The organism is Nocardia nova NBRC 15556 (assembly GCF_001613005.1).
Taxonomy (GTDB): domain Bacteria; phylum Actinomycetota; class Actinomycetes; order Mycobacteriales; family Mycobacteriaceae; genus Nocardia; species Nocardia nova.
Window position 1 is genome coordinate 78315 of record NZ_BDBN01000038.1, and the last position, 7027, is coordinate 85341.

A 7027-nucleotide genomic window follows, 5' to 3' on the forward strand; every position below is an offset into this window, starting at 1 on the left:
CGGAAGGATACCCCCAAGGTGTGCAGGTCAACGGTGGGATAGGCTGGATCGGTCATGATGTCGGCTTTCCCGGGTCCGGTCGCAGCGGCGCCCAAGACGGTCTACCTCGATCACGCGGCCACGACACCCATGTTCCCGGCCGCCGTCGAGGCGATGACGGCTGTGCTCGGCACGGTCGGTAACGCGTCGTCCCTGCACGGCTCCGGCCGCACCGCGCGGCGATTGCTGGAGGAGGCGCGCGAATCCGTCGCCGCCGATCTCGGGGCGCGGCCCTCGGAGGTGATCTTCACCTCGGGCGGTACGGAAAGTGACAATCTCGCGGTCAAGGGCATCTACTGGGCTCGTCGCGACGCCGATCCGCGCCGCACCCGCATCCTGGTGAGCTCGGTCGAACACCATGCGGTGCTCGACGCGGTGGACTGGTTGCAGCAGCACGAGGGCGCCCAGGTCACCCTGCTCGACGTCGACTCCGAGGGCATCGTCTCGCCGGGGGCGCTGCGCGAAGCGCTGTCGGCGCACGCCGACGATACCGCCCTGGTCAGCGTGATGTGGGCCAACAACGAGGTCGGCACGATCGAGCCGATCGTCGAATTGGCTTCCGTCGCTCAGGAATTCGACGTTCCGATGCACAGCGACGCGGTGCAGGCGGCCGCCCAGCTGCCCATCGATTTCGCATCGAGTGGCCTGGCCGCGGCCAGTTTCGCCGGGCACAAGGTCGGCGGTCCGCACGGATGCGGGGTCCTGCTGCTGGGCCGGCAGGTCGGCTGCGTGCCGCTGCTGCACGGCGGCGGCCACGAGCGCGATCTGCGATCGGGCACCTCCGATGTGCCGGGCGCGGTGGGAATCGCCGCGGCGCTGCGGGAGACCGTGCGGGAAATGCCCTCGCGCACAGCGGAATTGATCGAGCTGCGCGATCGCCTGATCGCCGGCGTGCGCGACGCGATGCCCGGGGCGGTCCTCAACGGCGCTACCGGTGAACGGCGCCTGCCCGGAAACGTCCACTTCACCTTCCCCGGTTGCGAGGGCGATTCCCTGCTGATGCTGCTCGACGCCGCGGGGATCGAGTGCTCGACCGGATCGGCGTGCAACGCCGGAGTGGCCGCGCCGAGCCATGTACTGCTCGCGATGGGGGTGGAACCGCGTCAGGCGCGCGGTTCCCTGCGGTTCTCGCTCGGTCACACCACGACCGCGGCCGAGATCGACAGAGTGCTGGAAGTTCTGCCCTCCGTGGTGGAGCGGGCCGAAGCGGCCGGACTGGCCGGTGCGAAAGGAGGTACGCGATGAGAGTGCTGGCAGCGATGAGCGGCGGCGTCGATTCCGCCGTGGCCGCCGCGCGTGCGGTCGACGCCGGCCACGAGGTGGTCGGAGTGCATCTGGCCCTGTCGGCCACCCCCGGAACACTGCGCACCGGATCGCGCGGATGCTGTTCCAAGGAGGACGCCGGCGATGCGCGCCGCGCCGCCGATGTGCTCGGAATTCCGTTCTACGTCTGGGATTTCGCCGACCGCTTCAAAGAGGACGTGATCGACGACTTCGTTGCCGCCTACGCGGCCGGCGAGACGCCGAATCCGTGCCTGCGCTGTAACGAGAAGATCAAGTTCTCGGCCCTGGCCGACCGCGCCGCCGCGCTCGGATTCGACGCCGTGGTGACCGGTCACTACGCGCAGCTGTCCGACGGTGTGCTGCGCCGTGCCGTCGACGCCGACAAGGATCAGTCCTATGTGCTGGCCGTGCTCACCGCCGACCAGCTGTCGCGGGCGATGTTCCCGGTGGGTGACACCCCGAAGCCGCGCATCCGCGAAGAGGCCGCCGAGCGCGGTCTCGCCGTCGCGAACAAGCCCGACTCCCACGACATCTGCTTCATCCCCTCCGGCGACACCCGCGCGTTCCTCGGCGCCTCGATCGGTGTGCGTCCCGGCGCCGTGGTCGACAGCGACGGCCGCAAACTGGCCGACCACGAAGGCGTGCACGGATTCACCATCGGCCAGCGCAAGGGGCTCGGGCTGCCCGGCCCCGCCGCGGACGGCCGCCCCCGCTACGTCACCGAGATCGACCCGGACTCCGGCACCGTCCACGTCGGGCCCGCCGAAGATCTGGACGTCTGGACGGTGCGGGCGGACCGGGCCGTGTGGACCTCCGGTGAGGTGCCGTTCGGGCCGTTCGACTGTGTCGTCCAGGTGCGTGCGCACGGCGGCATCGCCCCGGCCGTCGTGGAGGCGGTCGACGGCGGTCTGATCGCGCGGCTGCGCGAGCCCCTGACCGGCGTGGCGCGCGGGCAGGCGGTAGTGGCCTATCTGCCGGATCCGTTGGGAGACCGGGTGATCGGCAGCGGCACCATCAGCGGTACCGGACGTGAGCGCGCCGGGGAGCTGGTCGCGGATTCCGCGCGGTGAGCGCGGACGTCGTCCGGGTCGGGGACCACTTCGGGGAGTACGGCCTGCTCCGCGTCCACGCTCGGATACGGTTGCGCCGTGCATGACCACGTCATGCGGCCGCCGACGTTCGGCGCGGTGATCGAGATGGGTGACATATGACGAGCGAGAACCGATCCGACGCGCGGCCGAGCCTGCGGGGAGGTATCGCCACGGGTGTCGGTTCCTGGCCGGGCACCGACCCCCGCGAGGCCGCCGCCACCATTGTGGGGGAGCTGCCCGAACTCGCCCATCTACCCGAATTGCCCGGGCGCGGTGCGGGTTCCGATATGGTCGGGCGGGCCTCGGCGTTGCTGGTCGACATGCAGTTCGACACCACCACCCGCGGATACCGCTTGAGCCCCCGCCCCGGAGCGACCGCGCGCCGCGCGCACGATCTGCTTCGCACCGATCTCGACGCGCTCGAAGAAGCCTGGGAGACAGCGGGTCTCACCGGTGCCGGCCGCACGCTCAAGGTGCAGTCGGTCGGACCGCTGACGCTCGCCGCGCAGGTCGAACTGGCGAACGGTCATCGCGTGCTCACCGACTCCGGTGCGGTGCGCGACCTGTCGGAATCATTGGCCGAGGGGCTGTCCGATCATGCCGCCGAGGTGGCCAAACGGCTGGGCGCCGATGTCGTCGTGCAACTGGACGAACCGTCGCTGGGGGCGGTGCTGGAGGGAAGTCTGCGCGGCGCCAGCGTGCTGAACACCGTGCGCCCGGTTCCCGAGCCGGAGGCGCTGCACATCCTCGACACGGTCGTCACGGCCCAGTCCGTCCCGGTGCTGATCCACAGCTGCGCCGATGCGCCGCCACTGTCGTTTCTGCGCGGAAGTTCCGCTGCCGCAGTAGGTTTCGATATGGCGGCCATCGCCACCGGCAACCTCGACGCCGTCGGTGAACTACTGGACGCGGGCAAATATCTCGCGCTGGGGCTGGTCCCCACCACGGCACCGGCCACCCCGCCCACCTGGCGGCAGTTCGCCGAACCGGGCGTGCGCCTCGTCGACCGCCTCGGCTTCCCGCGGCGCACCCTCACCGACCGCATCCTGGTCACCCCCGCGTGTGGCCTGGCCGCCGCCCCCTTGGCGTGGGCCCGCCGTGCGCTGGACCTGTCGTCCGACGTGGCCCGCGCCTACGCCGACGACCCGGATTCGCTCACCTTCGAATAGGGCGCGGCGGGGGGCTGCGCCGGGATCACAATCCTGTGGACGGCCCCGGGTCGGGATGGCCGATCTGCCAGTGCTGAGGCTTACCCGGTGGATAGACGACGGGGAGGTCCTCACCGGGGAACGGCCACTGGTTGACGTCCCAGGCGAAGCGCCCGTACACGGTCTCGGCCGCAACACTCGGCCCCGAGATCGTGCCGGTGATCGTCACGAACTGCTCGCCCTGCGCGGCCGGGCGCGGGCTCACGCCGGTGATCCGCAGCGTCCCAGCCTCCTGCGCGCCGCGCTGGAAACCACCGAAACGACCCCGGCCGCGAAAGTTCATCAGCAGCGCGATCAGTGCGCCGGCGATCAACACGATGAACACGATCTGCAGCAGCATGCCTCCATGCTAGGCGGACAAACGGGACAGCCTCGATGTGCCGCCGTCACCGGGGCGCCAAGGCGATATCAGCCGGCGCTGAGCTCGCTGGTGCCGGCGGCGGTGCGGCGGACCTGCCACACCCGGGTGCGCCGAGACTGTGAGCGCCCGTTGCCGCGGTCGATGAGCGTGCGGTTGCGGGTGGTGAAGATCAGCTGCGCGCCCCGGGAGTTGGTCTCCGGATTCTGGAACAGCTGGATCAGCCGGTCGGCGGTGTCCCCGGTGAGGTGGGTGTCGACATCGTCGACCGCCAGCACCCGGCCGGTGTCGAGCGCGTCGAGCACGGTCGGCAGCAGGCGCAGCAGGGCCAGTGTGGCGGTGGATTCGTCGGCGATGTCGAAGGCGGCGTCGATGCCCTCGTGGACCACGCCGAGCCCGACCCCGCGGCGGGCGACCATGCGCGCGTAGAGGGTGTCGCGGGCCGCGCGCAGATTGCTCAGTTCCCGCTCGAGGGCGACGGGTTCCACGCCGAGGGTTTCGCGCACCCGCAGGGCGTGCGCGGGCGAGGCGGCGCAGGCATCCAATTCCTTTGCCATCCCGGCGATTTCGCCGTCGATATCGCGCAGGTAGTCGGCGTACATCGGATCGTTCTCGGCCAGGAGCAGATCCTCGATGCCCAGTTCGGCCGAGCGCAGCAGCATCAGCAGCCGCGCGGCGTTGTCGGCGGAGCGCGAGATGTGCCCGCCGAGGCGCTCGGCGATGCTGTGCGGGTCGGCGGGCCCGCGCTGGACGTCGAGCTGCGCGGAGAACCAGCGATAGGCGGGCACCAGCGCCTCGGCGTACATCTGCCCGGTCAGGCTGAGCAGCAGCGCATTCGGCCGCACCAGCGGCACCAGTGCGGTGATGCCGAAGCGCACCGGTTCGAACATCGGCCCGATCCGGATCTGCTCGCCCTCCCGTTCGAAGATGACGCGTTTGCGGTTGTGCGGATGCGTATGCAGCCATTCGGCGGTGACATCGGCGTTGTCGAGGCGGAACCCATAGGTGTAGGGGGTGCCCTCGGCGACGAAGGTGGCGACGAATTCCGAAGGCCGGTCGGCGAATCCGAGATGCGGCGTGCGCACCGGCCCGGCGTAGGGATCCCAGCCGGTCACCGAATGCAGGACCGCGTCGCGCATGTGGGCCAGTGCGTCGACGAGACCGGATTTCCCGCTCGCCGCCGCGCCGTGGACGGCGGTGACGGGAGCGGGCAGCGCACCGGCCCGGCTCGACACCAGGCGGAGTTCCTGTGGTTCGGCCAGGGAACGGTGATTGGTCACCTGAAAACTACGCAGCACCCGAGCCATCCTGCCGTCCGCCGGGCGGCGCCGCGACATCAGGTGCGAAGTTCGCTCCGGTACAGCGAGACCAGACAGACCACGAGGGTGACGATCTCGGCGACGACCGCGACCATCGCCTGCGGTGCCGGCTGCCAGCCGGTTTCGGTGAATCCGAACAGGCCGCTCGTTCGCGACAGCACGAAGCCGGCCAGGGAGGCGGCGCTGAGCACCGCCGCCGCCGCGCGCAGGCTCCAGGGGCCGACGAGAACCAGTGCGGCCAGCGCGAAGGCGGCGGCGGCCTGGATGGCGAACGACGGGCCCACGTAGTCGATGTAGCGATAGCCCCGGCCGTAGAGCTGGGTGTGCACGACACCGGTCGTGACGAGTCCGGCGCTGATCGCCAGGCGCGCCGGGAACCGCGACCGTGCGGTAGATAGCGTGTTCATCGCAGTGTCTGCTCCTTGATCGCGAGCATCTGCCGGCCCTGCTGGTAGCTCACTTCCCGGATCCCCAGGGCGTCGTGGAGCTTTCCGGCCGGCAACGTCACCGGTTTGGGCGCGGGCCCGTCGCCGGGATGCGGCAGGGGATAGGCGGTGGTCGTCCCGCTGAAGAAGGTGATGTTTCCCTCGGTCTTGGTGAAGAGTTGATGCACATGGCCGTTGAGGCAGGTGACCGAGGAGAACCGCCGCAGCAGGCTCAGTACTTGCGCGGCATCGTCTGTGCCCCAACCCCATTGGGGATACATCGCGAACAGCGGGATATGGCTGAAGACGATGATCGGGGTGTCGGCGGACAATCCCGCCACGTCGGCGCGGACGAAGTCGATCTGATCCTGTCCGAGATGGCCCAGATTCTGCGCGTTGAGCGTATTGACCAACCCGATGACGTGCACTCCCGCGATGTCGAAGCTGTACCACCCGTCACCGCGGGTGCCCTTGCCGAACACCGAGCGGTAGCGCTGTCCGCCGTCGTCGGTCGAATCGTGTTCGCCGGGCACGGTGAAGATGTGCGGTGTGGACAATCCGGACATCATCTGGCGGACCTGATCGAATTGCGCGGGTGTGGCGAGGTGTGTCAGGTCACCGGTGTGAATGACGAAATCCGGTGTGTATCCGAGGGTATTGACCTGATCGATCGCCTCGGTGAAGGTGTCGGTGACATTCGCGTTGGCGGTGCCCTGGAATCCGATGTGGCTGTCGCTGATCTGCGCGAATCGCAGGGTGGGGCGTTCGGCAGTGGCCGGGACCGCGCCCGCCACATGGGAGATGACCTCGCCGCCGACCACGGTCAGGCCGACGGCCGCGCCGAACCAGGCGCTGTGGCGTAGCAGCTGGCGCCGGGTCATGGCGTGCGGATCGCGCGGATCGGTGTGCCGTGGGAATTGTTCGGTCACGGGGTCACCACCACTGTCGCGTGCATGAAGGGATGGATCGAGCAGAAGTAGGCAAAGGTGCCCGGCTGGGCGAAGGTGAAGCTGAATGTGGCCCCCGTGCCCATTCCCGGGGAGTGGAACGAGCCGTCGCGCGCCACCACCGTATGCGGTTCCTCGTCGCGATTGGTCCAGGTCACGGTGGTGCCGGCCCTCACGGTCACGGTCTGCGGGCCGAAGGCGAAATTGTCGATGGCGACGGCGTTCGGTCCGGCCACGGCGGCCGGCGTGCGAGGCACATTCGACATTCCGGGCATATTCGGCATCGGTTCCGGGCCGCCCGGGGTCATACCCAGACCGGGGTCCTCGGAACGGACGGTGGGAGCGGGTGGGCTAGC

At 69.5% G+C, this 7027-nt stretch carries 8 protein-coding genes; 3 read left to right on the top strand and 5 right to left on the bottom strand.

Annotated elements, in window-relative coordinates:
- Positions 1 to 54: 54 nt before the first annotated feature.
- The 3 genes from NN2_RS16755 to NN2_RS16765 all read left to right on the top strand — a co-directional run bounded on the left by NN2_RS16755 (position 55) and on the right by NN2_RS16765 (position 3583).
- Positions 55 to 1284: a cysteine desulfurase family protein gene (locus NN2_RS16755; protein WP_063014690.1), complete on the top strand. Its 1230-nt coding sequence runs from the start codon at positions 55 to 57 to the stop codon at positions 1282 to 1284.
- Positions 1281 to 2393, top strand: a complete 1113-nt coding sequence (gene mnmA / locus NN2_RS16760) for a tRNA 2-thiouridine(34) synthase MnmA (RefSeq protein ID WP_063014692.1) — start codon at positions 1281 to 1283, stop codon at positions 2391 to 2393. Before NN2_RS16755 ends, mnmA begins: the two co-directional genes overlap by 4 nt.
- Before the next feature lie 137 nt (positions 2394 to 2530).
- Complete coding sequence (locus NN2_RS16765) at positions 2531 to 3583, top strand: methionine synthase (RefSeq protein WP_063014694.1); 1053 nt, start codon at positions 2531 to 2533, stop codon at positions 3581 to 3583.
- Between the two features lie 25 nt (positions 3584 to 3608).
- On the opposite strand, the gene NN2_RS16770 is transcribed toward NN2_RS16765, so the two are convergent.
- From NN2_RS16770 to NN2_RS16790, 5 genes are all read right to left on the bottom strand, one after another.
- Complete coding sequence (locus NN2_RS16770) at positions 3609 to 3962, bottom strand: hypothetical protein (protein ID WP_063014696.1); 354 nt, start codon at positions 3960 to 3962, stop codon at positions 3609 to 3611.
- Positions 3963 to 4030: 68 nt separating this feature from the next.
- On the bottom strand, positions 4031 to 5278 hold the full coding sequence (locus NN2_RS16775) for an AAA family ATPase (protein ID WP_063014728.1): 1248 nt from the start codon (positions 5276 to 5278) through the stop codon (positions 4031 to 4033).
- A gap of 38 nt (positions 5279 to 5316) precedes the next feature.
- Positions 5317 to 5706: a hypothetical protein gene (locus tag NN2_RS16780; RefSeq protein WP_063014698.1), complete on the bottom strand. Its 390-nt coding sequence runs from the start codon at positions 5704 to 5706 to the stop codon at positions 5317 to 5319.
- The gene (locus NN2_RS16785) at positions 5703 to 6605 is read right to left on the bottom strand and encodes a metallophosphoesterase family protein (RefSeq protein WP_063014730.1); all 903 of its coding nucleotides are present in this window, start codon (positions 6603 to 6605) and stop codon (positions 5703 to 5705) included. Before NN2_RS16785 ends, NN2_RS16780 begins: the two co-directional genes overlap by 4 nt.
- A 44-nt stretch (positions 6606 to 6649) precedes the next feature.
- A complete protein-coding gene (locus NN2_RS16790; RefSeq protein WP_082857033.1) occupies positions 6650 to 6955 on the bottom strand; it encodes a cupredoxin domain-containing protein in 306 nt (101 codons plus the stop codon).
- Positions 6956 to 7027 lie beyond the last annotated feature (72 nt).

Bases quoted from the DNA above. Each gene is read 5' to 3' on its own strand.
- NN2_RS16755 (WP_063014690.1), top strand. From the start codon at position 55: ATGATGTCGGCTTTCCCGGGTCCGGTCGCAGCGGCGCCCAAGACGGTC.
- mnmA (WP_063014692.1), top strand. From the start codon at position 1,281: ATGAGAGTGCTGGCAGCGATGAGCGGCGGCGTCGATTCCGCCGTGGCC.
- NN2_RS16765 (WP_063014694.1), top strand. From the start codon at position 2,531: ATGACGAGCGAGAACCGATCCGACGCGCGGCCGAGCCTGCGGGGAGGT.
- NN2_RS16770 (WP_063014696.1), bottom strand. From the start codon at position 3,962: ATGCTGCTGCAGATCGTGTTCATCGTGTTGATCGCCGGCGCACTGATC.
- NN2_RS16780 (WP_063014698.1), bottom strand. From the start codon at position 5,706: ATGAACACGCTATCTACCGCACGGTCGCGGTTCCCGGCGCGCCTGGCG.
- NN2_RS16785 (WP_063014730.1), bottom strand. From the start codon at position 6,605: ATGACCCGGCGCCAGCTGCTACGCCACAGCGCCTGGTTCGGCGCGGCC.
- NN2_RS16790 (WP_082857033.1), bottom strand. From the start codon at position 6,955: ATGCCGAATATGCCCGGAATGTCGAATGTGCCTCGCACGCCGGCCGCC.